15 protein-coding genes are annotated in these 24259 nt (G+C 75.3%); 6 read left to right on the forward strand and 9 right to left on the reverse strand.

Annotation, left to right across the window (positions count from 1 at the left end; all coding sequences use genetic code 11):
* Positions 1–65 precede the first annotated feature (65 nt).
* From WCD58_RS30255 to cydC, 3 genes are read left to right on the forward strand one after another with little or no spacing between them, the layout of a single operon-like run.
* Positions 66–1520: a cytochrome ubiquinol oxidase subunit I gene (locus tag WCD58_RS30255; protein WP_337706845.1), complete on the forward strand. Its 1455-nt coding sequence runs from the start codon at positions 66–68 to the stop codon at positions 1518–1520.
* 12 nt (positions 1521–1532) lie between these two features.
* Complete coding sequence (cydB, locus tag WCD58_RS30260; protein WP_337706846.1) at positions 1533–2495, forward strand: cytochrome d ubiquinol oxidase subunit II; 963 nt, start codon at positions 1533–1535, stop codon at positions 2493–2495.
* The gene (gene cydC, locus WCD58_RS30265; protein ID WP_337706880.1) at positions 2495–5770 is read left to right on the forward strand and encodes a thiol reductant ABC exporter subunit CydC; all 3276 of its coding nucleotides are present in this window, start codon (positions 2495–2497) and stop codon (positions 5768–5770) included. The genes cydB and cydC overlap by 1 nt, the downstream gene beginning before the upstream one ends.
* Here the strand turns inward: cydC and WCD58_RS30270 are convergent.
* Entirely contained in the window at positions 5746–6249 is a 504-nt protein-coding gene (locus WCD58_RS30270) for a MarR family winged helix-turn-helix transcriptional regulator (RefSeq protein ID WP_337706847.1), read from the reverse strand. The genes cydC and WCD58_RS30270 overlap by 25 nt on opposite strands.
* Before the next feature lie 44 nt (positions 6250–6293).
* Here WCD58_RS30270 and WCD58_RS30275 point away from each other — a divergent pair, with 44 nt between their 5' ends.
* Positions 6294–6611: a thiamine-binding protein gene (locus WCD58_RS30275; RefSeq protein ID WP_337706848.1), complete on the forward strand. Its 318-nt coding sequence runs from the start codon at positions 6294–6296 to the stop codon at positions 6609–6611.
* Between the two features lie 89 nt (positions 6612–6700).
* Positions 6701–7648 carry a tetratricopeptide repeat protein gene (locus WCD58_RS30280; RefSeq protein ID WP_337706881.1) on the forward strand — a complete coding sequence of 316 codons (948 nt, stop codon included), beginning with the start codon at positions 6701–6703 and terminating at the stop codon, positions 7646–7648.
* 5 nt (positions 7649–7653) lie between these two features.
* Here WCD58_RS30280 and WCD58_RS30285 read toward each other — a convergent pair whose 3' ends face one another.
* From WCD58_RS30285 to WCD58_RS30315, 7 genes are all read right to left on the reverse strand, one after another.
* Positions 7654–9048, reverse strand: coding sequence for a neutral zinc metallopeptidase (locus tag WCD58_RS30285; RefSeq protein ID WP_373696313.1), 1395 nt, complete (start codon positions 9046–9048; stop codon positions 7654–7656).
* 50 nt (positions 9049–9098) lie between these two features.
* Complete coding sequence (glgB, locus tag WCD58_RS30290) at positions 9099–11330, reverse strand: 1,4-alpha-glucan branching protein GlgB (protein WP_337706850.1); 2232 nt, start codon at positions 11328–11330, stop codon at positions 9099–9101.
* Between the two features lie 158 nt (positions 11331–11488).
* Positions 11489–11851: a hypothetical protein gene (locus WCD58_RS30295; RefSeq protein ID WP_337706851.1), complete on the reverse strand. Its 363-nt coding sequence runs from the start codon at positions 11849–11851 to the stop codon at positions 11489–11491.
* A gap of 136 nt (positions 11852–11987) precedes the next feature.
* Positions 11988–13439 (reverse strand): maltokinase N-terminal cap-like domain-containing protein, encoded by a 1452-nt coding sequence (locus WCD58_RS30300; protein WP_337706852.1) that lies wholly within the window; start codon positions 13437–13439, stop codon positions 11988–11990.
* Positions 13439–15241 carry a maltose alpha-D-glucosyltransferase gene (gene treS, locus WCD58_RS30305; protein ID WP_337706853.1) on the reverse strand — a complete coding sequence of 601 codons (1803 nt, stop codon included), beginning with the start codon at positions 15239–15241 and terminating at the stop codon, positions 13439–13441. The genes WCD58_RS30300 and treS overlap by 1 nt, the downstream gene beginning before the upstream one ends.
* A 56-nt stretch (positions 15242–15297) precedes the next feature.
* Positions 15298–15843, reverse strand: coding sequence for an FxsA family protein (locus WCD58_RS30310; protein ID WP_337706854.1), 546 nt, complete (start codon positions 15841–15843; stop codon positions 15298–15300).
* Positions 15844–15943: 100 nt separating this feature from the next.
* A complete protein-coding gene (locus tag WCD58_RS30315) occupies positions 15944–18157 on the reverse strand; it encodes a maltotransferase domain-containing protein (protein ID WP_337706882.1) in 2214 nt (737 codons plus the stop codon).
* A gap of 2133 nt (positions 18158–20290) precedes the next feature.
* On the opposite strand from WCD58_RS30315, the gene glgP reads away from it, so the two are divergent.
* On the forward strand, positions 20291–22858 hold the full coding sequence (gene glgP, locus WCD58_RS30320; RefSeq protein ID WP_337706855.1) for an alpha-glucan family phosphorylase: 2568 nt from the start codon (positions 20291–20293) through the stop codon (positions 22856–22858).
* Here glgP and WCD58_RS30325 read toward each other — a convergent pair.
* On the reverse strand, positions 22804–24228 hold the full coding sequence (locus WCD58_RS30325) for an FAD-binding protein (RefSeq protein ID WP_337706856.1): 1425 nt from the start codon (positions 24226–24228) through the stop codon (positions 22804–22806). The genes glgP and WCD58_RS30325 overlap by 55 nt on opposite strands.
* Between the last annotated feature and the right edge of the window lie 31 nt (positions 24229–24259).

Genomic DNA, 24259 nt, shown 5'->3' on the forward strand with positions numbered 1-24259 from the left:
AACGCAAGCCGTCGTACTACGCTTGGTCGTAGATACGACGCTGCGTCGTAGGTGGGAGGGTCGTCGTGACCGCACTGGAGCTGTCCCGACTGCAGTTCGCGGTCGTGACCGTGTACCACTACCTGTTCGTCCCGCTGTCGATCTCGCTGGCGACGCTGACGGCGCTGCTGCAGACGCTGGCGTACCGCAGCACGAAGCGGCGCGGAGCTGCTGCGCCGGAGGCGGACGGCGGCACCGGCGATGTGCGGTGGCAGCGGTTGACGCTGGTCGCGGGCAAGCTGCTGATGATCACGTTCGCGGTCGGGATCGTCACCGGGCTCGTCCAGGAGTTCCAGTTCGGGCTCTCGTGGTCGGCGTTCGCCCGCTTCTACGGCGACGTCTTCGGTCCCACGCTCGCGATCGAGGGGATGCTCGCGTTCTTCCTCGAGGCGACGTTCCTGGGGCTGTGGTGGTTCGGCGCCGACCGCCTGCGCCCCGCGCTGCACCTCGCGACGATCTGGATCGTGGCGATCGGTACGCTGATCTCCGCCTACGTGATCCTCGCGGCCAACGCGTTCATGCAGAACCCCGTCGCCTACACGCTCGACCCCGGCACCGGGCGGGCCCGCCTGGGCAGCTTCGCCGACCTGCTCACCAACCAGGTCGTCCTCGCCGCCTTCCCGCACACGATCGCCGGCGCGTTCGCCGGCGGCGGGGCGCTGCTGCTCGCGATCGGCGCCTACCGGATGCGGCGCGGCGACCCGGACGGGCGCTGGCGCCTGTTCACCCGCGTCGGGGCGTGGACGACGGCCGCGGCCGGCGCCGCCGTCGCCCTCACCGGCGACCTGCTGGGCAAGGTCATGACCGAGGTGCAGCCGATGAAGATGGCCGCGGCCGAGGCCCTGTACGCGACGCAGGCCGGGGCGCCGTTCTCGCTGTTCGCGGTGGGCGCGCCGGGGGCCAAGGGGCCGTTCTTCTCGCTCGACGTGCCGTGGCTGCTGTCGTTCCTCGCCACCGGCGACCCGACCGCGACCGTGCAGGGCATCGACGACCTGCAGGCGCAGTACACCGCCCAGTTCGGACCGGGCGACTACGTCCCGGTCGTCCCGATGGCCTACTGGAGCTTCCGCTTCATGATCGGCTTCGGGGTGCTCGCGACGGTCGTCGCGGCGTGGGTGCTGTGGCGGACGCGGCGGGACCGCGCGCTGGACGACGCCCACGTCGTGGACCGGTGGCTGCTGCGCCTGCTGTGGACGGTGCCGGTGATGCCGGCGCTCGCCGCCACCGCGGGCTGGCTGTTCACCGAGACCGCGCGCCAGCCCTGGCTCGTGTTCGGCCTGTTCCGCACCGCCGACGGGGTGTCGCCGGGGCTGACACCGATCGAGCTGGCGGCGTCGCTGGCCGGGTTCGCGCTGGTCTACGGCGTGCTCGCGGTGGTGTGGGTGCGGCTCGTGCTGCGCGTGGCCCGCACGGCGGGCTCCGATCCCGTGCCCGTCCCCGACGACAGCGAGCCCGAGCGTCCCCTCGTCCCGTCGTACTAGCGGAGGCTGGTCATGGATCTCCCGACCCTGTGGTTCGCCCTCGCGATCACCTGCTGGGTGCTGTTCTTCGTGCTGGAGGGGTTCGACTTCGGCGTCGGCGTGCTGGCCTCGGCGCTGGGCCGCGACGACCACGAGCGCGGCGCCGGCGTCTCGACCATCGGCCCGGTGTGGGACGGCAACGAGGTGTGGCTCGTGGCCGCGGTCGGGGTGACGTTCGCGGCGTTCCCCGACTGGTACGCGGCGCTGATGAGCGGGCTCTACCTGCCGTTCGTGCTGATCCTGCTCGTGCTGGCGGCCCGCGGGGTGGCCCTGGAGTTCCGGGGCAAGGGCGGGACCGAGGCCTTCCGGCGGTGGTGCGACGGGGTGCTCGCGGCGTCGTCGCTGCTGGTCGCGGCGCTGTGGGGCGCGGTGCTCGGGGTGCTGGCGACGGGGCTCGCGCTCGGGGCCGACGGGGAGGTCGTCGGCGGCGGACTGAGCCGGTCGCTCGCGCCACTGGTGTCGGGGCCGGCGCTGCTCGGGGCCGCGCTCGGCGTCGGGGCGGCGCTGCTGCAGGGCGCGACGTTCCTGGGGCTGCGCACGACCGGCCCGCTGCGCCCGCGGGCGCGCACCGCCGCCCTGGTGACGCTGGTGCCGGTCGCGGTGCTCGTCGCCCTCGTGGCGCCGGTCGGGCTGGTGGCGGTGGCCGTGGTGGGCGCGCTCGTGGCGCTGCGCCGCGAGGTCCTCGCGTTCGCCGCGGCGTCGGTCGCGGTGGCGCTCGGGGTCGTCGCGGTGCTCGCGGCGCACCTGCCGGTGGTGCTGCCGAGCACGCTGGACCCGGCGTTCTCGCTGACCGTGGCCGGCGCCGCGGCGAGCCCCGGCGCGCTGGAGCTGATCACGATCGCGGCGGTGGTCGTGCTGCCCGGGGTCGTCGCGTACCAGGCCTTCTCGTACTGGGTGTTCCGGCGGCGGGTCGCGAGCGAACGGGTGGCGTCGTGATGGACCGGCGCCTGCTGGTGCTGGCCCGCGGGGCGTGGAAGGGCGTCGCCGGGCTCGTGGTGGTCGGGGTGCTGCAGGCGGCCTCGACGGTCGCGGCGGCCCTGGCGGCGGCGAGCGTGGTGACGGCGCTGGTGGTGGGCCCGGGCGTCGTGCCCGTCCCCGCCGTGGCGGTGCTGGCCCTCGTGGTCGTGGTGCGGGCGGTCCTGGCGTGGGTGGAGCCCGTGCTGGCCGCGCGGACCGGCGAGCAGGTCGTCGAGCGCGAGCGCGAGCGGCTGCTCGGCCGCCTCTCCCGCGACGACGCCCCCGCCGTCGTGCCGCTGGCCTCGCACGGGGTCGACGCCCTGCGCGGCTGGTTCACCGGGACGCTGCCGGCGCTCGTGCTGGCGGTGGTGCTCCCGCCCGCCGTGCTGGTGGTGCTGGCGCTCGCCGACCCGACGTCGGCGCTGGTGGTGGCGGTGACGCTGCCGCTGGTGCCGGTGTTCGCGGTGCTGCTCGGGTGGGCGGCGCGGGCCCGCGCCCGGCGGGAGTGGGCGGCGGGGGAGCGGCTCGCCGGGCACTTCCTCGACACGGTCGCGGGGCTCGCGACGCTGCGGCTGTTCGGGCGCGGTCCCCGGGCCGTGGCGTCGGTCTCCGAGCTGGGGGAACGGCACCGGGACGCCTCGACGCGCGTGCTGCGGGTGGTGTTCCTGTCGTCGGCCGCCCTGGAGCTGCTCGGGACGCTGGCGGTGGGGCTGGTCGCGGTCGGGGCCGGGGTGCGGCTGGTCGAGGGCGCGATGGCGCTGTACCCGGCGCTCGTGGCGATCCTGCTCGCCGGCGAGGCGCACCGCCCGCTGCGCGAGGCCGGGGCGCGGTTCCACGACAACGCGCGGGCGACGGCGGTGCTGGACGAGCGGGATGCGCTGTTCTCGACGGCTCCTCGCACGTCCCTGGCGCGTGCGGTGACGGCGGGGCCGGCGGGCGTCGTGGTGCGGGAGCTGGCGGTGCGGCACCCGGGCCGGCGCAACGCGACGCCGGCGCTGCCGTCGCTGGAGGCCTCGGGCGGCGAGCTGGTCGTCGTCGCCGGGCCGTCCGGGGCCGGCAAGACGACGCTGCTGCGCGCGCTGGCCGGGACGTTGGACGACGCCGCCGCGTCCTCGGGATCGGTCGACGTGCGCGGGCGGCTCCTCGTGCTCGGCCAGCACCCGCAGCTCCCGCACGCCACGACGGTGGGCGAGGCGCTGGGCGCAGGCTCGCCGGACCTGCTGCGCCGCCTGGGGCTCCCGCTCGACCCGTCGCTGCCGCTCGCCGAGGCCGGGCGCTCGCTGTCGTCGGGGCAGCGGCGCCGCCTGGCGCTCGCCGCGGTGCTGGGTGATGCGGAGGCCGACCCCGCGAGCACCGTCGTGCTGCTCGACGAGCCCACCGCGCACCTCGACCCCGACACCGAGCAGACCGTCGTCGCCGAGCTCCGGGCGCTGGCGGGTCGGGGCGCGCTCGTGCTCGCCGTCGCCCACCGCCCGGCCCTGCGCGACGCCGCAGACCGGGTCGTGGAGCTGGGCGCGCCCGATGCCGCGAGGGACCCCCTGACTGCGCGCCAGGCAGCGAACGACGCCCTCGCGCCACACCCCGACGCCGCCCCCGGTGGCGCGAGGGGCTCCCTGGCTGCGTCCCAGGCAGCGAGGGAGTCCCTCGCTCGCAGACCACGCCGGCCCGGGCTCGGCGCGGCCGTGGTGCTCGGGGCCGGGGCGGCGGTGGCGGGCGTCGCGCTGACAGCGTCGGCGGCCTGGCTGATCGCGCGCGCCGCCGCGCAGCCGCCGATCCTCACGCTGTCGATCGCCGTGGTGGCGGTGCGCGGGTTCGCGATCCTGCGCCCGGTGCTGCGCTACCTCGAGCGGGTCGCCGCGCACGCCGACGGGCTGGCGCGGATGGTGCGGTGGCGCCGGCAGGTGATCGCGGCGCTCGCGGAGCGGGTGCCCGGGGCCGTCGCCGGGCGCCGGGGCCACCTGCTCGCCCGGGTGACCGACGACGTCGACGTCCGCCTCGACGGGCTCGTCCGCGGGGTGCTGCCGCTCGCCGTCGCGGCGCTCGCGCTGCCGGTGCTGCTCGGCGTCACCGCGCTCGCGAGCCCACCCCTCGCGACAGCGCTGCTGCCCGGGCTGGCGCTGGCGGTGATCGGTGCCCCGCTGGCCGCCGCCCTCGCCGCCCGGCGGAGCGCCCCCGGCGTGGAGGGGGCGACCGACGACCTGCGCGCCGCCGTCGTCGAGACCCACGCCGCCCGCGACGAGCTCGCCGCCCGGGGAGCCCTCCACGCACGTCCGCGGACCACGGCCGCGCGGCTCGCCCGGGCCCGTCGCCGCGAGGCCTCCGGCGGGGCCGTCGCGATCGCGCTCGCGCAGCTGGGGCTCGGCGCGGCGTCGGTCGCGGCGGCGCTGGCCGCGCCGGCGAGCACGTCACCGGAGCTCGCCGCCGTCGCCGTGCTCGCACCGCTGGCGCTCGGCGAGACCGTGCTCGCCCTGCCGGCGGCGGCCGCGGCGGTGGTCCGCGGCCGGCGGGCGCGCGCCCGCCTCGCCGCCCTGGAGTCGCCGGCGCCCCCGGCCCGCGAGCCCGAGCACACGCAATCGCCGGCCCGGCGGGACCTCCACCTCCACCACGTCACCGTCGGCTGGGGTGACGAGCCGGCCCTGCGCGGGCTCGACCTCGACCTGCCCGCCGGCCACCGCCTCGGGATCACCGGGGCGTCGGGCTCGGGCAAGTCGACGCTCGCCGCCGTGCTGCTCCGCCTGCTCGACCCCCGCGGCGGCACGGTGACCCTCGGCGGCGTCGACGCCACCACGGTCACCGGCGACGTCTGGCGCCGCGCCGTGGCGCTCGTCGGCGAGCACGACCACGTCTTCGCCACCACCCTGCGCGAGAACCTGCGCTTCGCGGCCCCGGAGGCCACCGACGCCGACCTCCTCGCCGTCCTCGCGCGGGTCCGGCTCGGCGCGTGGTTCGCCGGGCTGCCCGGCGGCCTCGACACCTGGCTCGGCACCGCGTCGATCTCCGGCGGCGAGCGCCGCCGGCTCGCCGCCGCCCGCGCGCTGCTCGTCGACCCGGCCGTGCTCGTGCTCGACGAGCCCACCGAGGGCCTCGACCCCGCCACGGCCCGGGCGCTGGTCGCCGACCTCCTGGACGCGTCCACGGGCCGGACCGTCGTCCTGCTCGCCCACCGGGGCGAGGGCCTCGACCTCGTCGACGAGGTCCGCCACCTGGAGGGCGGGGTGCTGCCGCGCGCTCAGGCGAAGTCGCCGGCGGCGTGACGCACGCGGGCGAGGAGGTCGGTCAGCGCCTGGGTCTGCTCGTCGTCGAGACCCACGAGCCCGAAGTCGATCGCCGTCACCGACGCCGTCGCCGCCGCGCACCGCTCCCGGCCGGCCTCGGTGATCTCCACGAGCGTCGTGCGGCCGTCGGTGGGGTGCGGGCGCCGGACCACGAGGTCGGAGGCCTGCAGCCGGTCGACGATGTTGGTGATCGACGTCGGGTGCAGCTGCAGCCGCTCGCCCATGATCCGCATGGGCAGCGACCCGGCCCGCGCGAACCGCAGCAGCACCAGCGCCTCGTACCGCGCGAACGTCAGCCCGTGCGGGCGCAGCGCGGAGTCCACGGCCTGCTGGAGGATCTGCTGGACGCGCATGATGCTCGTGACGGCGGCCATCGCCCGCGGCTCGCCGATCCGCTCGTGCCACAGCGACGCGGCCCGCGCGATCGGGTCGAACGGCAGCGGCGTGGAAGCGGTCATGACATGGGCGAATCTAACAAAGCCCGCGTGGCAGGCTGGTGCTCGTGATCGTGGCGTTCAGCGTGTCCCCGTCCGGTGTCGGCGTCGACGGGTCCCCGGCCGACGACGGGTCGGTGTCCGAGGCGGTCGCGGCGGCGGTCCGCGTCGTGCGCGAGTCCGGCCTGCCGCACGAGACCTCGTCGATGTTCACCTCGATCGAGGGCGAGTGGGACGAGGTCATGGACGTCGTGCGCCGCGCCACCGAGGCGGCCGGGCGCTACGGCTCGCGGGTCTCGCTCGTGCTCAAGGCCGACATCCGCCCCGGCCACACCGGGCAGATGCAGGCCAAGGTCGCCCGCGTGGAGGAGCGGTTGCAGCGCTGAGTCGCGCGCATCACGCAAGTGGCAGACTTGGGCACGTGGCACGTCCCGATTCCCGCCAGGCGGCGCAGGCCGCGGCACTCTCCTCCGCGATGGCCGGAGCCGTCGACCTGTCCGGCCTGAAGGCCCGGGCCGAGGCCCGGCCCCAGGCGTCGCCGGGCGGCACGCCGAGCCCGGCGGGCCCGCCGGTCGACGGCGCCGCCCCGGCCGGCGCGCCGGCCACCGTCGTCGACGTCACCGAGGCGACGTTCCAGTCCGAGGTCATCGACCGGTCGATGACCATCCCGGTGGTCGTCGACCTCTGGGCCGAGTGGTGCCAGCCGTGCAAGCAGCTGTCGCCGGTGCTCGAGAAGCTCGCCGCCGAGGGCGGGGGCGCGTGGGTGCTCGCGAAGATCGACGTCGACGCGAACCCGCGCATCTCGCAGGCGTTCCAGGTGCAGTCGATCCCGATGGTGGTCGTGGTCGCCGGCGGCCAGCCCGTCACGTCCTTCCAGGGCGCCCAGCCCGAGCCGCAGCTGCGGGAGTGGATCGGCCAGCTGCTCGACGCGCTGCGCGAGCAGATGCCCGGGATCGCCGAGGCCGAGGCGCGCGCCGGGGCGGAGGGCGGTACCGAGCCCGTCGAGGAGCCCGAGGACCCGCGGATCGTCGCGGCCGAGGAGGCCCTCGAGCAGGGCGACTACGCCGGGGCGGCCGCCGCCTACGAGGCGATCCTCGCCGCCGAGCCGAACCACGCCGAGGCCCAGGCCGCGCTGGCGCAGGTGAAGTTCCTCGAGCGCGCGGAGTCGGCGGACCCGTCCGCGATCGCCCGTGCCGACGCGGCCCCCGACGACGTCGACGCGCAGATCGCGGCGGCCGACGCCCAGATCGCCGCGCAGGACGTCACCGGGGCGTTCGACCGGCTCGTGCAGACCGTGGCCCGCACCGGCGGCGACGATCGCGACCGCGCCCGCACCCACCTCGTCGAGCTGTTCGAGCTCTTCGGCACCGACGACGAGCGCGTCACCACGGCCCGCCGGGCCCTGGCCCGCGCGCTGTACTAGGTCCTTCAGACGCCCCGCAGGCAGGCGTCGGTGCCGCCGGTGACGCCGGCGCGGAAGACCCGGATGCGTTCGTAGCCGGTGCCCGCGGCGGCGACGCCGTCGGTGCCGCGGGAGGCGTCGTCCTCGCGCAGGAGCAGCGTCACCGACTCGTCGAGGTCGCCGGGGGACAGGGCGAAGCCGCTGTTGCCCGTGCCGACCGCCGCGCTGTAGGCGCCGGCGAGGCAGAGCGCGGCGCGCCCGCCCTCGGCGCCGGTGGTCGGGCGGTTGAGGGCGGCGAGCGCCGCGGTGCCGAAGCGGGACGCGAGCAGCGTGCCGGTGGCGTAGTCGCCGATGCGGGCGTGGTCGGCGGCGAGGGTGCCGCCGGTGTCGATGTGCACCGCGGCGGGCGTCCCGTCGCCCGGCCCGCACCAGGCGACCTGGCCCTGCACCGGGCCGTCGGCGTCCGGGCACTGCGCCGGGCCGCGCTCGGTGCCCAGCGGCGCCCACTGCCCGCCGCGCTGCCGGACCTCGCCGCCGAACCAGCGGTCGAGGTCGGGGACCATCGCCTCGATCAGCGGCGAGAGCCCCAGGTTGCCCCCGGAGCTCTCGTCGGCCTGCGACCGGAACGACTGCTGGGTGAACACCCGGTCGCGCCCGATCGCCCCGCACACCGCCGGCGTGCCGTCGAAGCCGTCCTGGAACGACGAGACGCGGTCGAACGCGTTGCCGTGCGCCTGGGCGTTGCGCGGCGAGGTGCCCACCGGGTCGCGGAACCCGATCAGCGCGCCCATCGCGCCGTCGATGCCGGTCGCGCCCGTGCGCAGGTCGGGCAGCCCGCCGTCGCGCACCTGGCGCAGGAACACGCCCGCGTAGCAGTCGGCCTGCGCCTCGAGCAGGATCGTCGGCGCACCCCGCAGTGCGCCGGTGCGGTCGAGGCGGCCCTGGATCGCGTGCCCGAACTCGTGGGAGAGCACGACGACCACCGCCGAGTCGCCGAAGTCGCGGCGCAGCTGCGGCAGGAGCTCGCCGCGGTCCCACGCGATGATGTCCGCGCTGGGGCAGTAGAACGCCGTGCCCTGCACCTCCTGCGGGTTCTGCAGGCAGGGCACGTTCGCGGCGCCCGCGCGGTTGCGCGGGTCGACCGAGAAGTAGCCCGCCAGCGGGCGGAACGGCTGCCCGCCGGAGACCTGGGGGAGCTCGCGGCCCCAGTAGCCCTCGAGGTCGCGCAGGGTGGCCGCGGCCAGCCGGTCCTCCTCGCCGCCGTTCGTGCCGCCGATGAACGACGGGTCGACGCCCGCGCTGACCTCGGGCCCGGCGATCGCGCGCCCGTCGACGGGGAACGCGCAGGCCGTCGTGACCAGCACGGCCAGCACCGCACACGTCACGACCAGCGCCCGCACCGATCCCCGCACGCGCGCCATCATGCCCGGGCCGCGTGTGCCGCAGGTGGGGTTCCGGACAACTCGACCGATCACCCGGGCGCGAGCCAGAGGACGCCGTTCGCGGGCAGGGTCACCTCGGCCGAGGCGGGGCGCCCGTGCCAGCTCGTCGACGACGCGATGACGGCCCCGTAGTTGCCGACCCCGCGCCCGCCGTAGACCTCGGCGTCGGTGTTGATGACCTCGCGCCAGCGCCCGGTCGCCGGCAGCCCGACCCGGTAGTTCGGGTGGTCGGACCCGGAGAAGTTGACGACGCAGGCGACCGGGTTGCCCTTCCGGTCGAGGCGCACGAACGACAGCACGTTGCCCGAGGCGTCGTTGGCGTCGATCCAGGAGAAGCCCGCGGGGTCGTTGTCGAGCTCGTACATCGGGGGCAGCGACCGGTAGGCGGCGTTGAGGTCGCCGACCAGCCGGCGCAGGCCGCCGTGGCGCGGGTCGTCGAGCAGCTCCCAGTCCAGCGAGCGCTCCTCGGACCACTCGCGCACCTGGCCGAACTCGCCGCCCATGAACACGAGCTGCTTGCCGGGGTGCGCCCACATGTAGCCGAACAGCGCGCGCACGCCGGCGGCCTTGCGGTTGTCGTCGCCGGGCTGGCGCGTCCACAGCGAGCCCTTGCCGTGCACGACCTCGTCGTGGGACAGCGGCAGCACGTAGTTCTCGCTGTACGCGTAGGTCATCGAGAACGTCATCTGGTTGTGGTGGAAGCTGCGGTGCACGGGGTCGCGCCCGATGTAGTCGAGCGTGTCGTGCATCCAGCCCATGTTCCACTTGAACCCGAAGCCGAGCCCGCCGAGGTGGGTGGGCCGGGTGACCCCGGGCCACGCCGTCGACTCCTCGGCGATCGTCACGACGCTCGGGTGGCTCTTGTAGACGGTGGCGTTGACCTCCTGGAGGAACGACACCGCCTCGAGGTTCTCGCGGCCGCCGTAGCGGTTGGGTGTCCAGCCGCCGTCGGGCCGCGAGTAGTCGAGGTAGAGCATCGAGGCCACCGCGTCGACGCGCAGGCCGTCGATGTGGAACTCGTCGAGCCAGTACAGCGCGTTGGCGACGAGGAAGTTGCGGACCTGGGAGCGCCCGAAGTCGAATACGAGCGTGCCCCAGTCGAGCTGCTCGCCGCGGCGCGGGTCGCCGTGCTCGTAGCAGGGCGTGCCGTCGAAGCGGGCCAGCGCCCACTCGTCCTTGGGGAAGTGCGCCGGGACCCAGTCGACGATGACGCCGATGCCCGCGCGGTGCAGCCGGTCGACGAAGTAGCGGAAGTCGTCGGGGGAGCCGAACCGCGAGGTCGGGGCGTAGTACGAGCTGACCTGGTAGCCCCACGAGCCGCCGAACGGGTGCTCGGCCACCGGCAGCAGCTCGACGTGGGTGAAGCCGGTCTCGGTGAGGTAGTCGGCGAGCTCGTCGGCGAGGTCGCGGTAGGTCAGGCCCTGGCGCCACGAGCCCAGGTGCAGCTCGTAGACGCTCATCGGCTCGGCGTGCGGTGTCGACGCGGCGCGCCGGGTCATCCACTCCTGGTCGGTCCACTCGTGGGTCGACGTGGTGACCACCGACGCCGGCGTGGGCGGCAGGTCGGCCGCGAACGCCATCGGGTCGGCCTTGTCGAGCCAGTGCCCGTCCGGGGACAGGATGCGGAACCCGTAGCGGGCGCCGTCGCCGATGCCCGGGACGAACAGCTCCCAGACGCCCGAGCCGAGCGCGCGCATCGGGGTGGTCGTGCCGTCCCAGCCGTCCCAGTCGCCGCACACGCGCACCCCGCGGGCGTGGGGCGCCCACACCGCGAACGAGGTGCCCTCGACGGGACCGGCGGGCGTGGGCCAGCGGCGGAAGTGGGCGCCCAGGGCGTCCCAGAGGCGCTCGTGGCGGCCCTCGCCGATGAGGTGCAGGTCGACGGGGCCCAGCACCGGCGAGAAGCGGTACGGGTCGTCGTCGATCGACTCGACGGTCTCGCCGGTCGCCTCGTCGGTGCGTCGCGTCGCCAGGCGGTAGCGCGGCAGCGGACCGGGGACGCCGGCGGCGAAGACGCCGGCCGCGTGGACCTCGGCGAGCGGGTAGCGCCCGGCGGTCGGGCCGTCGTCGATGACGACGTCGACCGCGTCCGCGCCCGGGCGCAGCGCGCGCACGATGACCGTGCCCGGCGACTCGGGGTCGCGGTGCGGGCCGAGCACGCCGTGCGGGTCGCGGTGCGACCCCTCCATCAGCAGATGGACGTCGAGGTCCGACGGGGTCGGCGACGCGGGTCCGCGGACTCGGCTACCGGGGACGGACATGCACACACTCCTGCTACGAGACGGGGCCTGCTCCACGCCGACCGCGTCGAGGCCGGTCGACCGTACCGGGGCCGTCCGGGACGTCGGCGTCACCGGTACAGGTACCCACGATCGCCGCCGTGATCGCGTATGGGCCGGGCTCTTCCCGGGCATGCCCGTCAGCGGGCGCCGACCGCCCGACCCTCGGTGGTCACGGCCATCCACCCGTCCGCCGGCGGGTCACCCCACCAGCGGTAGCCGTCCGGGTCGGTCCACTCGAGGTCGTCCGGCGCGTGCAGGACGTGCAGCAGGTTCGAGGCGAGGTGCTCGGAGTCGGTCGGCGCCTCCCACGACGTGCGGTCCCGGTCGAGGCGCCCGAATCGCGCCGCGAGCCGATCCTCGCCGAGGCGGTAGCGCACGAGCACGGCCGGCGCTTCCGACACCCTCAGGTCGTCGATCGTCGGGACATCCGAACCGGCGAAGCGGCGCAGATGGTGGGCGACGTCAGCCGCCCACTCGGCAGTGGCTGCGGTGTAGGTCATGGACATGGCGACCAACCGTCCCTCGTCGATCGCGAAAGCCTCGTTGATCCCATCGGGACACGGGCCCATGAAGCCCAGTGTGGTCTTCGCATTCGCGAACGGCTGCGATGAGGCTGCCCGCCGGACGTCGGCGCGCTCAGCGCTCGCCGCGTCCCGCGGGTGTGAGCAGGCGGCGCATGGAGCGCAGCGGGATCGACACCCAGCCCGGCCGGTTGCGGGTCTCGTAGAGGACCTCGTAGACGGCCTTGTCCAGCTCGTAGGCCCGCAGGAGCTCCGGGGACTCCCGGGGGTCGGTGCCGGTGGCCTCGGCGTAGCCGTCGCAGAACGCCGAGCGGTTGCGGTCGGCCCACTCCTGCGCGCGGCGCTCGAGCTGCGGGTCCGGGTCGTCCGCGGACTGCTCCCACTCGGAGAGCTGGTGGAACGCGGCGTAGTCGAACGAGCGCAGCATCGCCGCGACGTCGCGCATCGGGGAGTCGGGACGCACCCGGTCGGCCAGGGACTTCGACGGCTCGCCCTCGAAGTCGATGACCAGCCAGCCCGTGGGTGTGCGCAGCTCCTGGCCCAGGTGCAGGTCGCCGTGGATGCGCTGCACGGTCGACGGCCCGGCCGTGGTGACCCCGCGCAGGACGTCGGCGATCGCGTCGCGCTGCTCGGCGACGCCGGGCACCGCGGCCGCGGCGCGCTCGAGGCGCTCGAGCATCCAGGCCTCGATCTCCTCGGCTCCCCGCGCGTCGAGCGGGTGGGTGCCCAGGGCGGCGGCCAGCTCGAGGTGCACGGCCGCGACGGTCTTGCCGATGCGGTGGGCCTCGCCGGCGAAGTCGCCGCCGACCTCGTCGGGCCGCAGGTCGGCCTCGGCGAGCAGGTCGCGCACGCTCGCCTGGGCCATCGACCAGCCGTCGGCGGAGTTCGACGCGTAGGTCTGCAGCATCGCGACGGTCATGGGCTCGCCGTCGATCTCGCCCTCGATCGCGCCGAGCAGCGGGGCGACCTCACCGCTGCCCTGCCGGCCGAGCGCCCGGTGCAGCTCGAGGTCCGGGTTCAGGCCCGCCGTGGCGCGCCGGAAGAGCTTCATGATGGCGCGCTCGCCGTAGATCACCGAGCTGTTCGACTGCTCGCCGATCAGCGGCCGCCCCGGCCCCACGATCGGCGCCTCGGTGTCGGGCTCGGCGACGAAGCGCAGCGGCCCGCGCACGGCGTTCTCGGTGATCAGCGCCAGGAACTGGCGGCTGATCCGCCCGTCGGCGAGACCGTCGTAGACGACGTCCTCCCCGCGGCGGCCGATCACCGCGTACTCGACGTCCGCGGGCGGGCTCGCCTGCACGCCCAGCACGAGCTGGTAGCGCTCCTCGGCGCTGCCGCCCACCGGATCCTGGGCAGCGTCGGCGAACGACACCCCGATGACCGCGTGCTCCACCGTCGGCGTCTCGCCGGGCGTGGACACGACGGCGTGGCTCACCGTGCGCAGGCCCGCGACCTGGCGCCCCTTGGCCGGGAACCACCGCTGCTGCGGCAGCCAGGCGAGCAGGGCGTCGTGCAGATCGGCGAGCGGATCGCCGGGGGTGCGGTCGGGCGAGCTCGTGGCGGGCATCAGCGCTCCTCGGCCTCGTGGATGGCGAACCAGTAGAAGCCGTGTCCTGGCAGGGTCAGCAGGTACGGCAGTTCCCCGATCGCCGGGAACGGCACACCCCCGGTGAGCTCCGTGGGTACGCGGTCCTTCCATGCGATGAGGTCGAGCTCCACCGGCTGGGGGAAGCGCGACATGTTGTTCACGCAGAGCACCACGTCGCGGTGGCCGTCGACGTCGACGTGCTCGCGCACGTAGGCGAGCACGCTCGGATTCGAGCCGCCGAGCTCGTGGAAGGAGCCGAGCCCGAAGGCGGGGTGCTGCTTGCGGATGTCGATCATCCGCCGGTTCCAGTGCAGCAGGCTGGCGGTCGAGTTCGACTGCGCCTCGACGTTCACCGCCTGGTAGCCGTAGACCGGGTCCATGATGATCGGCAGGTTGAGCCGGCCCGGGTCGCAGGTGGAGAAGCCGGCGTTGCGGTCGGGCGTCCACTGCATCGGGCTGCGCACGCCGTCGCGGTCGCCGAGCCAGATGTTGTCGCCCATCCCGATCTCGTCGCCGTAGTACAGGACGGGGCTGCCGGGCAGGGACAGCAGCAGCGCGGTGAACAGCTCGAGCTGGTTGCGGTCGTTCTCGAGCAGCGGGGCCAGCCGCCGGCGGATGCCGATGTTGGCCTTCATGCGCGGGTCCTTGGCGTATTCCGCGTACATGTAGTCGCGCTCGTCGTCGGTGACCATCTCGAGCGTCAGCTCGTCGTGGTTGCGCAGGAAGATGCCCCACTGCGCGTTCTCCGGGATCGCCGGCGTCTGCGCGAGGATCTCCGAGATCGGGAAGCGCGACTCGCGCCGCACCGCCATGAAGATGCGCGGCATCAGCGGGAAGTGGAACGCCATGTGGCACTCGTCGCCGCCGACCTCGGGGTCGCCGAAGTACTCGACGACGTCCGCGGGCCACTGGTTGGCCTCGGCGAGCAGCACGCGGCCGGGGTACTCGTCGTCGACGACCTTGCGGCAGCGCTTGAGGAACGCGTGGGTCTCGGGGAGGTTCTCGCCGTTGGTGCCGTCGCGCTCGTAGAGGTAGGGCACGGCGTCGAGCCGGAACCCGTCGATGCCGAGGTCGAGCCAGAAGCGCAGTGCGTCGATCATCGCCTCGCACACGGCCGGGTTGTCGAAGTTGAGGTCCGGCTGGTGGGAGAAGAAGCGGTGCCAGTAGAACTGCCCCCGCACCGAGTCGTAGGTCCAGTTGGACGACTCGGTGTCGACGAAGATGATCCGCGCGTCGGAGTAGCGGGTGTCGTCGTCGGACCACACGTAGAAGTCGCCGTACGGCCCGTCCGGGTCGCGCCGGGACTCCTGGAACCAGTGGTGCTGGTCCGAGGTGTGGTTCATGACCAGGTCGGTGATCACGCGGATGCCGCGGGCGTGCGCCTGGTCGAGGAGCTCGACGAAGTCCGCGACCGTGCCGAACTCGGGCAGCACCTTGCGGTAGTCGCGGATGTCGTAGCCGCCGTCGCGCAGCGGGGAGTCGTAGAACGGGGGCAGCCAGATGCAGTCGACGCCGAGCCACGCGAGGTAGTCGAGCTTGTCGGTGAGCCCGGAGAGGTCGCCGAACCCGTCGCGGTTGGAGTCGGCGAACGCCCGGACGAGCACCTCGTAGAAGACGGCGCGCTTGTACCACTCGTCGTCGACCGGGAGCGTCCGCGCATGTCGGAAGTCGTCGGCGCTGGGCTCCTCGACGGCCGAGGCGCCGTGGTCCTCGGTGACGTCGCGGACATGGTCCTCATCGCTCGGCGCGGCGGTCACGCTCGCGCTGACTCCCTCGTTCATCAGGCGTCACGCTAGTGGTCGGGGGCTCCGGGCCGGTGCCCCGGGCGGGCATCGGCTCAGGTGGTGTCGCGCCGGTCGTCCCGCGCGTCGCCGTCGGCTCCACGGGGCTCCACGACCTCGCCCTCGATGACCGTGCCGCGGAACGACCCCGTGTCCAGCCGGCCCGGGCCCGCGGGCTCGGGGCGGGCACCCCAGGGGCCCGGCCCGCCCGCGCCGACGACGGTGACCGACGGGCCCACGCGCGCGCTGCCGGCGCGCACGGCCCGCTCCGCGGCGCGCCGGGAGAGCGCGCCGCGCACCGGCGGCACCAGCAGGACGAGCGCGGCGAGCGTCGACAGGAGGCCGGGCACGACCAGCAGGACGCCGGCCAGTGCGACGTACATGCCGTCGGCGACCTCGGCCTCGGCGGGCCGGCCGTTGCGCGCCGCGTCGACCAGCGTCGACATCGATCGGCGACCCTCCCGGCGGATGGCCCAGGCGCCGACGACCGCCGAGAGGACCAGCACCCCGAGCAGGCCCCAGAACCCGATCGCCTGGCCGACCAGGACCAGGACGGTGATCTCGACGGCCAGATAGACCGCCAGGGCGACGAGGATGCGCACGGTAGACCTCCCAGGGCTCTCGACCGGTCCAACGCCCGGAGGCCCCGAATCGTGCCCGATGCGCCCGGTTCTCAGGGGGCGCACAGGGTCACGCGTCTCCCTACCGCCGCAGCACCGAGATGATGTGGCAGACGTCGCGCCACGGCTCGATGCGCACGAAGTTGGTCTCGCCCCACTCGAACGTCTGGCCGCTGACCTCGTCGAACGCGCCGAACCGGTCCTGCCACTCGAGGCCCAGCGCAGGCATGTCGAGGTGCACGTTGCCCTCCTCGACGCCGTACGGGTTGAGCGTGACGACGCAGAGCACCGTGTCGCCGGTGAGCGGGTCGGTCTTCGAGTAGGCGAGCAGCGCCTCGTTGTCGGTCTCGTGGAACCGCAGCGTGCGCAGCTGGCGCAGGGCCGGGTGGTCCCTGCGCAGCTGGTTGAGCCGCGTGATCCACGGCTCGAGGCTGCGGCCCTCGGCCAGCGCGCCCGCGAAGTCGCGCGGACGCAGCTGGTACTTCTCCGAGTCGAGGTACTCCTCGCTGCCGGGGCGCACGGGCTGGTGCTCGAAGAGCTCGTAGCCCGCGTACACGCCCCAGCTCGGGGCGAGCGTGGCCGCCAGCGCCGCCCGCAGCGCGAACATGCCCGGGCCGCCGACCTGCAGCGACTCGTGGAGGATGTCCGGGGTGTTGACGAAGCAGTTCGGTCGGCACTCGTCGAGCCGGTCGCGGTGCATCTCGAAGAACTCGCGGAGCTCGTCGCGCCCCGTGCGCCACGTGAAGTAGGTGTACGACTGGCTGAAGCCGGCCTTCGCCAGCCCGAACAGCCGCGCGGGCCGGGTGAACGCCTCGGCGAGGAACACGACGCCCGGGTCGCGGCGGTGCACCTCGGCGATCAGCCAGTTCCAGAAGTTCGGCGGCTTGGTGTGCGGGTTGTCGACCCGGAACACGCGCACCCCGTGGTCCATCCAGTACAGGACGACGCGCAGGACCTCGGCGTAGATGCCCTCGGGGTCGGTGTCGAAGTTGACCGGGTAGATGTCCTGGTACTTCTTCGGCGGGTTCTCGGCGTACGCGATGGTCCCGTCGGGCCGGATCGTGAACCACTCCGGGTGCTCGGCGGCCCACGGGTGGTCCGGTGCGCACTGCAGCGCGAGGTCGAGCGCCACCTCGAGGCCCAGCTCGTGGGCGTGCGCGACGAACGCGTCGAAGTCCTCGATCGTGCCCAGGTTCGGGTCGATCGCGTCGTGCCCGCCGGCGGCCGAGCCGATCGCCCACGGCGAGCCGACGTCGTCCGGCCCCGGGGTCAGCGTGTTGTTGGGGCCCTTGCGGTTGACCGTGCCGACGGGGTGGATCGGCGGCAGGTAGGCGATGTCGAAGCCCATCGCGGCGGCGCGGTCGAGCTCGCGGGTCGCGGTGGCGAACGTGCCGTGCACCGGGCGACCCTCGTCGTCCCAGCCGCCGGTCGAGCGGGGGAAGAACTCGTACCAGGACCCGGCCAGCGCGAGCGGGCGCTCGACCTGGACGTGGTGGGTGTCGCCCCGGGTCACGAGCTCGCGGACCGGGTGCTCGGTCATCGTGCGGTGCACCGGCGCCGACAGCGCGAGCCGGAGACGCTCGGGCAGGTCGGTGTCGGTGTCGCGGAGCTGCCCCGCCGCCCGGGTGAGGGTCCGGGCGAGCTCGAGGGCCGGCGGCATGGCGATCCCGCCGGTGCGCTCGGAGCCCCCCGCCGGCGTCGACGACTGACGCGACGAAGGAGCGCCAGTCGTCGAACCGCCTTGGCGGGATAGATCAACCGGGTCGTCCCCGTCGAGCCGCGGGGTGTCGCGCAGCCGCTGCTGGATGCCCTCGGCGCCGCGCTCGAGCAGGCGCGCCCCGGACTCCAGGTCGTTGGCGAGCTCCGCGGCGCCCTGGCCCGCGCGGGTCTTGACGTCGACGGCGTGCCGCCACGTCGCCCACGGGTCGCTCCAGGCGTCGACCCGGAAGCTCCACAGCCCCTCGGCGTCGGGCACGACCTGGCCGGCGAACCGGTCGGTCAGCGGGCCGGTCGGCGTCATCCGCGTGCTGCGCGGCGCCTCGTCCCCGCAGCCGCCCGAAGAGTGTTGCAGTGCCGCGTCCGGGTCCTGGCCGTGGCTCGCCGCGGAGCAGCGCTGCCACACGACCGTCGCCGCGACGGCGTCGTGGCCCTCGCGCCACACCGTCGCCGCGACCGGCACGACCTCGCCCACGACCGCCTTCGACGGGAACCGGCCGCCGGAGACCTCCGGGGTCACCTCGTCGATCCCGATCCGGCCCTGCGGGAGGGCGTGGCGGTCGACGGCGTCGGCGGGGATGCCCGGGGTGGTCGGCTGGGGGCCGGGGGGTGTGACGGTGGTGAGGGGCGCCGGTTCCTGCTCGGGCGGCTCCGGCTCGGTCGTCGTGACCGTCGGGGCGGCGTCCGGGGCCACCTCGCCCGGGTCGGTCGACGGGGCGCCCGCGGGCTCCTCGGACGGCACGTCCGCGCCGTCCGGGTCGGCGGAGGTGACGTCGCCCGGGGCGTCGCCGGCGCGGGTGTCGTCGGCGCTGCTGTCGGAGCCGGCGGCCCCGGAGGCCCCGAAGGCTGCGGCGCCGACGACCCCGGCCGCGCCGGCCGCCGCCGCGCCGCCGAGGGCGGTCGTGGTCGTCGGGGTGTCGGTGTCGGGCACCTCGTCGCCCGGGGCGTCCGGCGCGATGCTGTGCACGGGCGCGTCCGGGTCGAAGGACAGGGGGCCCACGCCGAGCGGGTCGTCGTCGACGTCGTCGCTGCGCGGGGTGTCGGGGGTCGCGGTGCTGTCCGGGGCGCCGGACGACTCCGGCGACCCGTGTCCCGAGGACACGGGTCGGGGAATGGCGTCGTCGGGCTGCTCGGAGGCGGCGGTGTCGCCGAACGACCCGAGGGACCCGTGTCCCGAGGACACGGGTCGGGAGGTGGAGTCCCCGGGCTGGTCGGAGGCGGCGGTGTCGTCGGACGAGGCCGCGGCGGTGGAGGGCGCCGGGGGCGTCGGGGGCGGCGAGAACGACGAGGGCCGCGCGGGCGGCGGCGCCCAGGGCGTGCTCGGCCGCGGGGTCGCGGTGCCGCTGTCGGAGATGCCGGTGGTGCTTCCGTCGGCGCTGTGGGAGCTGTCGCTCCCGGAGTCGCTGCCCGACCGGCCGAACAGACCGGCGGCGCCCGCCGCGGCGCCGGCCACCCCGAGCCCGGCCGCGCCCGCGGCGGCCGTGCGCCAGCCGTGCCCGCGGTCGGCGTCGTCCTGCCCGGTGGTGGGGACGCTCGCGGTGCCGCCGGACGGCGTCGGGGGGATCGCGGTGGTGACGGGGTCCTCGTCCCGGTCGCCGGTCTCGCTCGCGGCGTGGCGGGAGCCGGTCAGCGGGCTCTCGGCGGCCTTGTCCTCGGCGTCCCCTCCCTGGCCGGCGTCCTCGGCGAACGGGGCGTAGGGCGTGCGCGGCACGAACCACGACGGGTCGGAGGCGGGCGCGGCGTCGAGGTCCTCGGGACGGGGCTCCGGGGCAGACGGCTCCGATGACGACGGCGACGGGGACGACGACGAGGACGACGACGAGGACGACGCCGCCGACGTCTCGGACGGCGCGTCCGGGGTGGTCGCGCGCCCGGAGAGGTGGTCGGGTCCGCGGTCCGGCGTCGAGCTCATGTCCGGTCCGCTACCCGCAACGGGCGTACTCGATGCGAACGGGCGACCGGAGGTCGGCGAGGGGGAGGGCGAGGGGCGGCCGGTGGCGATGCCCCAGGGCGGGGTGGCCGGGCGGCGCCACGGCGGCAGGCTCGGCGCGGGCTGTCCGCCGCGGCCGTCCCGGCTGTCCACGTCGGGCCCGTCGGAGCCGACGGCGCGGAACCCGCGCGACGGGGTGTCGCTCGCCGGCGGGAAGGGGCCGGACGACGGGTGGTGGGCGGGGTCCGGCGAGGAGTACGGGCCGGGCGAGGAGTACGGACCGGCGGCGATCGGCCCGGACGCCGGGAAGGGACCCGACGCGGGCCCCGGGCCGGTGGCGCGTCCGGGCACGCCGAAGGGCCCGGTCGTCGGGCCGTGCGGGCGGGCGTCCGGGGGCGGCGGGGGACCGACCTCGACGTCGTCGGCGGAACCCCAGCCCTGACGCCGCTGGCGCCACGACCCGGAGGACGGGCCGGTGACGATCTCGCCGCGGGGGATCTCCCGGTGCGGGTCGAGGCGGCCGTCGTACCCGCCGTAGCTCTCCTCGAAGGGCGGCGCGCTGGCGCCGTCGGTGCCGACCGCGGGCTGGCCGCCGGTCGCGTCGCGCGGCTCGGTCGGCTGCTCGCGGGGCGCTTCCGCCTCCTCCGTGGCCTGCTTCGACCGTCGTCCGGACCGCCACCATCTCCCCAGCGCGCTCACGCGACGCAGCGTAGTCGGGGGATCGATCCAGTCCAGGTGGGCGGCGCACGGCGCGTCGGGGGTCGCGCCGTAGGCTCCCGGCGCGTGAAGGCTCTGCGTCGCTTCTCCGTCCGCGCCCAGCTCCCGGCCGCGCTCGCGCCCCTGCAGGAGCTCGCCACGAACCTGCGCTGGACGTGGCACGGGCCCACGCAGGACCTCTTCGCGACCGTCGACGAGGCGGCCTGGCGGGCCACCGGCGGCGACCCGGTCCGGCTGCTCGGCGAGGTCCGCCCGCAGCGCCTGGCCGAGCTCGCCGAGGACGCCGCGTTCGTCGGCCGCGTGCAGGAGCGCGCCGAGGACCTCCGGACCTACCTGAGCGAGCCGCGCTGGTACCAGACGCGCGCCGCCGACGGCTTCCCCTCGGCGGTCGGCTACTTCTCGATGGAGTTCGGTGTCAGCGAGGTGCTGCCGAACTACTCGGGCGGCCTCGGCATCCTCGCCGGCGACCACCTCAAGGCCGCGAGCGATCTCGGGGTCCCCCTGGTCGCCGTCGGCCTCCTGTATCGATCCGGTTACTTCCGTCAGTCGCTGTCGCTCGACGGCTGGCAGCAGGAGCACTACCCGGCGCTCGACCCCCAGGGCCTGCCGCTGCACCTGCTCACCGAGGCGAGCGGAGCGACGGGGGAGAGGCCCGACGCGGCGGGCGCCCCGGTGCTCGTCGGCGTCGCCATGCCCGGCGGCCGGACGCTGCGCGCCCGGGTGTGGGTCGCGTCGGTCGGGCGGGTGCCGCTGCTGCTCCTCGACGCCGACATCGAGGACAACGACCCCGACCTGCGCCAGGTCACCGACCGGCTCTACGGCGGCGACGCCGAGCACCGCATCCGCCAGGAGATCCTCGTCGGGATCGGCGGGGTGCGCGCGGTGCGGGCGTTCTGCGCGCAGACCGGCCACCCGGCGCCCGAGGTGTTCCACACCAACGAGGGCCACGCGGGCTTCCTCGGCCTCGAGCGCATCCGCGAGCTCGTCGCCGACGCCGGCCTCGAGTTCGACCAGGCGCTCGCCACGGTGCGCGCCGGCACCGTCTTCACCACCCACACCCCGGTGCCCGCCGGCATCGACCGCTTCCCGGTCGGGCTGGTCGAGCACTACTTCACCCCCGACATGCTCCCGGGCATCGAGCCCGCCCGGGTGCTCTCGCTCGGCCGGGAGCCCTCCGGCGACATGTTCAACATGGCCCACATGGGCCTGCGGCTCGCGCAGCGCAGCAACGGCGTCTCGCAGCTGCACGGCGAGGTCTCGCGCGGGATGTTCCAGAGCCTCTGGGGCGGGTTCGACGCCCCGGAGGTGCCGATCGGCTCGGTGACCAACGGCGTCCACGGCCCCACCTGGACCGCCCGCGAGATCGCCGGCCTCACCGCGGGCGCCGAGGCCGCGGGCAGCCCGGAGCTGTTCGGCGTGTCCGACGCGCTGCTGTGGGAGATGCGCGGGACGCTGCGCCGGCGGCTGGTCGAGGAGGTCCGCCGCCGGGTGCGCGCGTCGTGGCTGCAGCGCGGCGCCTCGGAGCCCGAGCTGGCCTGGACCGAGCGCATCTTCGACCCCGACGTGCTCACGATCGGCTTCGCCCGCCGCGTGCCGACCTACAAGCGCCTGACGCTGATGCTGCGCGACCAGGAGCGGCTGCGCTCGATCCTGCTCGACCCCGAGCGGCCGGTGCAGCTGGTGATCGCCGGCAAGTCGCACCCCGCCGACGAGGCGGGCAAGGGCCTCATCCAGCAGATGGTGCGCTTCGCCGACGACCCCGCGGTCCGCCAGCGCATCGCGTTCCTGCCCGACTACGACATGTCCATGGCGCGCTACCTCTACTGGGGCTGCGACGTCTGGCTGAACAACCCGCTGCGCCCGCTCGAGGCGTGCGGCACGTCGGGGATGAAGTCGGCGCTCAACGGCGGGCTCAACCTGTCGGTGCGCGACGGCTGGTGGGACGAGCTCTACGACGGCCGCAACGGCTGGGCGATCCCGACCGCCGACGGCGTCGACGACCCCGAGCGCCGCGACGACATCGAGGCCAACGCCCTCTACGAGCTGCTCGGCACCACCGTCGCCCCGCTGTTCTACGACCGCGGCGCCGACGGCGTGCCCGACCGCTGGACCTCGCTCGTGCGGCACACGCTCGCGACGCTGTCGCCGAAGGTGCAGGCCACGCGGATGGTCACCGACTACGTCGAGCAGTGGTACGCGCCGGCGGCCCGGTCGGCGGCGCGCGTGCTCGCCGACGGCTTCGCCGGGGCCAAGGAGCTCGCGACCTACCGGGCGCGCCTCGACGCGGCCTGGTCGTCGGTGGCGGTGGCGGAGGTCGACGCCTCCGGCGGCGCGGACACCCCGGTGCTCGGCGCGCCGATGACGGTGCGTGCCGAGGTCGAGCTCGGCGGTCTGAGCCCCGAGGAGGTGCTCGTCCAGGCGGTCGTCGGCCGCGCGGACGACGCCGACGAGCTCTCCGAGTCCGTGGTGCAGGAGATGGCCTCGATCGGGCCGGGCCACGACGGCTCGCACCGCTTCGAGGCGGTCGTCGCCCTGCCGCACGCCGGTGTGCTGGGCTACACCGTGCGCGTGCTGCCGCGTCACGACCTGCTCGCGGCGCCCGCCGAGCTGGGCCGGATCGTCCTGCCGGCCTGATCGTCGGCGAGCGGCACGACGACCCGGAACGTGTTCCCGGGGTCGACGCGCTGCTCGATCTCCCGGAGACGGTCGCGGTCGGCGGGCGAGTAGGCGGAGCGCACCTGCTCGCCGGTGACGTCGGGGCCGGCGAGGAAGTTCAGGCACGCCCCGCCGGTCGCCCACGGGTCCATGGCGCGCAGCAGCGCGTCGAGCGACGAGGTGAGCGCGGCGACCTCGTCGGTGCCGGTGGCCACGCCGCCGGCGTAGAGGACGAACGTGCCGTCGCGACGGGCGAGCGCGCTCGGGACCGCGCCCGGGCGGGCCGCGGCGCCGCCGAGGTGGCGGAGCTCGACGAGGTACGGCGCGCCGGCGTCGGGTCCGGCGTGCTCGAGCAGCGTGTCGACGGCGTCCTGGTCGAGCGCGCGCAGCATCGTGTTCCGGGCGTGGAAGGCGACGGGGGTCGTGGGTTCGGCGTGGATGGTGCCCACGTCGCGGTAGGGCATCTCGCCGACCGTGTCGGTGAGCGGCCCCAGCGCCCGGAACGGCGCGACGAGCCGCTCGCCCTCTGCAGCGTCGCCGGTGAACACGAACCGGACGTGCACCACGGAGCGGCCCCGCAGCTCGTCGGGCAGGAACGGCAGGTCCGGCATGCGGATCAGCAGCACCGAGGAGCCCATCGCCTCCGGGGTGATCGCCGTCCGCTCGGCCCAGGTCCGCAGGACCTCGCGCGCCTCCCCGGCGGCGAAGTGCATGCCGCCGCCGTACAGCCGCGCCACCGGGTGGAGATCGATCTCCACGGCGACGACGACACCGAGGCGTCCCTTGCCGGCGCCGCGCAGGGCCCAGAACAGGTCCGCGTCGTCGGGGTCGGCGGACCCGGCGGTGACCCGCCGTCGGCGCCCGTCGGCGGTGACCACCTCGAGCGCGCGGACGTGGTCGACGGCGTAGCCGAACTGCCGGCTCATCAGTCCCACGCCGCCCCCGAGGTGATACCCGACGGCGCCGACGTCGGGCGCGGATCCGTTGAGCGGAGCAAGACCGTGCTCGGCCGCGGCCGCCACCAGGGCCCCCGAGCGCACACCGGCCTCGAACCGGGCGGTGCGGGCCACCGGGTCGATCTCGATGCCCGCCAGGCGGGACGTGGTGAGGAGCAGGGCCCCGTCGGCGGGCGCGGTGGGGCCGTGGCCGGTGGCCTGGACGGCCACGGGGAGGTCGTGGTCGACCGCGAAGCGCACGGCGGCGGCGACGTCCTCGGCGCACTCGGCCGCGACGATCACCGCCGGGCGGTGGTCGACGGACAGGTTGTAGCCCCGGCGCTCGGCGTCGTAGGCGTCGTCGCCCGGGACGAGGACGGCGCCGACGGTGGTGGGGACGGTCGGTGTGGACATGCCTCGACCCTGCGGTGCGGGCGGCACGCGA

The organism is Actinomycetospora flava (assembly GCF_037400335.1).
Classification (GTDB): Bacteria; Actinomycetota; Actinomycetes; order Mycobacteriales; family Pseudonocardiaceae; genus Actinomycetospora; species Actinomycetospora flava.

Excerpts from the sequence above, each read along its gene's own strand:
- cydB (WP_337706846.1), top strand. The coding sequence starts at position 1,533 with ATGGATCTCCCGACCCTGTGGTTCGCCCTCGCGATCACCTGCTGGGTG.
- cydC (WP_337706880.1), top strand. The coding sequence starts at position 2,495 with ATGGACCGGCGCCTGCTGGTGCTGGCCCGCGGGGCGTGGAAGGGCGTC.
- WCD58_RS30270 (WP_337706847.1), bottom strand. The coding sequence starts at position 6,249 with ATGACCGCTTCCACGCCGCTGCCGTTCGACCCGATCGCGCGGGCCGCG.
- WCD58_RS30280 (WP_337706881.1), top strand. The coding sequence starts at position 6,701 with ATGGCCGGAGCCGTCGACCTGTCCGGCCTGAAGGCCCGGGCCGAGGCC.
- WCD58_RS30285 (WP_373696313.1), bottom strand. The coding sequence starts at position 9,048 with ATGGCGCGCGTGCGGGGATCGGTGCGGGCGCTGGTCGTGACGTGTGCG.
- glgB (WP_337706850.1), bottom strand. The coding sequence starts at position 11,330 with ATGTCCGTCCCCGGTAGCCGAGTCCGCGGACCCGCGTCGCCGACCCCG.
- WCD58_RS30295 (WP_337706851.1), bottom strand. The coding sequence starts at position 11,851 with ATGACCTACACCGCAGCCACTGCCGAGTGGGCGGCTGACGTCGCCCAC.
- WCD58_RS30300 (WP_337706852.1), bottom strand. The coding sequence starts at position 13,439 with ATGCCCGCCACGAGCTCGCCCGACCGCACCCCCGGCGATCCGCTCGCC.
- treS (WP_337706853.1), bottom strand. The coding sequence starts at position 15,241 with ATGAACGAGGGAGTCAGCGCGAGCGTGACCGCCGCGCCGAGCGATGAG.
- WCD58_RS30325 (WP_337706856.1), bottom strand. The coding sequence starts at position 24,228 with ATGTCCACACCGACCGTCCCCACCACCGTCGGCGCCGTCCTCGTCCCG.